The following is a 2,027-nucleotide window of genomic DNA, read 5'->3' on the forward strand; positions in this document are numbered from 1 at the left end:
ATACGAGATAGGGCAGCGTTAGCCGGTTATTTAGTAATATGGAAAGTAGCAAAGCAGCTAGAATATAGAGAAAGGCGCAAAGTTTTCACTTTGCGCCTTTTTTATTGAGGTAAATGGCCACGCGTTTAGGTCTGTTTTGTGTCAAACCTTTTACTGCGTCTTAAGCCGCCATTTACCTCTGCCAGTCAACGTTGCAATGACTGAGTTATCTAGCTGAACGACTAATCCCTAATAGTTCAGCCTACGATTCGTTACTTTGTTTCTAATGAAACGCTTGCTTTGTAAACAGTCGCTAGTTAAGCCGTTTCTAGTTCAGCCTTTGGAACCACGTTTAGGCGGTCGCCGTAGATTGGACGTAGTGCTTGCATAACTTCAGTGCGAGTCATCACACCGACCATTACGCCATTTTCTAGCACTGGAAGCATATGTGGTTGGCTTACTTTCATCGCTTTTGCACGCTCTTCTAAAGAAAGAGAGGTCAGGCGAGTGGCATAGCCCATGCTTGTTGTCGGGTACAGTTGTTCTTTATCGATACATAGGAACTCAGCAACATCGACCAGTTTGTCGTTTGCATCAATAGCCACTACGTCACGGCTCATTAGGTCTACCACTTTTTGACCTTTAGTCGGAATGTAGTCTTGGCACCAAAGGTCAACCATTACGTCGTGAACAGAGAGGATACCTACTAGGCGGCCTTCAACATCGCAAACAGGAGCGCTAACAAGTTGAGCATCTAAAAGTGAATCAATCGCCACTGAAGTAGGCATTTCTACGCTCAGTGTAATTGGTTGAGTGTTCATGATTTGCTTGATAGTAGTTGTAGTGTTCATAGTGGTTTCCTTAACTGACGTAATTTCTGTTGTTTGAGTTATTGCTGTAATTTTTGCCGCTTTAAGCTGCGGGCGACGGTAGATACTCCAATTGGCTAAGCCGACCAATACCGCACCACCTACAATGTTGCCGAATGTCACTGGTATTAAGTTTGCGGTGACAAATTTCATGATGTTCAGGTCTGCATACTGGGCTGATGTTGCGCCAATTTGCATCCAAAAACTCTCTGGTGCGAATGCTTGAATTGTGATGCCTAATGGAACCATGAACATATTCGCCACACAGTGTTCAAAGCCTGAGCTAACGAACATTGCAACGGGTAATACGGTCATCATGGCTTTAGTCATGGCGTTAGCTGAGCTGAACGTTAACCAAATTGCTAAACAAACTAGTAAGTTACAAAGCACACCCAAAGCGAAAGCTTGAACAGGGCTGTGGTGTAGCTTGTGTTGAGCAATGTTTAGAGCGTTTAAGCCCCATTGCCCGCCATCCAGTTGATATAAGCCTGCTGCGCTTACCAAAGCCAGTAGGAACATGGCACCGATAAAGTTGCCAACATATACCTTGCCCCAGATAGACAGCATCTTGGTGAAGGTTATCTGCTTATTAGCCCATGAAATGCTTGATAACACCGAACTGGTAAACAGCTCGCCACCACAAATAACAATCAGGATTAACCCCATGCTGAATGCAAGACCACCGGCTAAGCGACTTAATCCCCATCCTGCATCAGCGCTACCTGTGGTCACCGTGATGTAGAATAAAAAAGCAAGCCCAATGAATGCGCCAGCCATGATTGCCAAACTCAATGTCATGCTGCTGGTTTTATTTGCTTTGCTTAATGCAAATTTCTCGGCTTCCGCCATCATTTCTGTTGGCGAGAACAGTTGCTGATTTTCAGAAGTGCTGGTTGCCATATCCCCCCCTTGAACAATCCGTCATGTGTAATTCCTAGTGTTAATGACTTGGTTAATCCGTAATGGTTAATCAGTAATGTTTTGCAGGGCTCGTTGTGTCCTGCCATTCCAGATTAGGGTGTTGAGGGGTAGAGGTAAAATTGATAATTTTTAGAAACCACATCAAAAATATTGATATAGATTTGGTTAGGCGTAGAATGAAATTGATTGCTCATCGGCTTAACAAAAAACGAGCAGCAGGACATAAGTTATTAAAAGAATTAAGGATAGATTTTGCGT

At 43.8% G+C, this 2,027-nt stretch carries 1 protein-coding gene; it reads right to left on the minus strand.

Going from position 1 to position 2,027, the window contains the following annotated elements:
• Nucleotides 1-296: 296 nt before the first annotated feature.
• Nucleotides 297-1,748 (minus strand): formate transporter FocA, encoded by a 1,452-nt coding sequence (gene focA / locus AB4232_RS21055; RefSeq protein WP_009845303.1) that lies wholly within the window; start codon nt 1,746-1,748, stop codon nt 297-299.
• Between the last annotated feature and the right edge of the window lie 279 nt (nt 1,749-2,027).

This window comes from Vibrio sp. 10N.286.46.A8 (assembly GCF_041470165.1).
Lineage (GTDB): Bacteria > Pseudomonadota > Gammaproteobacteria > Enterobacterales > Vibrionaceae > Vibrio > Vibrio tasmaniensis_A.

Coding starts and splice junctions, on each gene's coding strand:
- focA (WP_009845303.1), bottom strand. CDS start 1,748: ATGGCAACCAGCACTTCTGAAAATCAGCAACTGTTCTCGCCAACAGAA.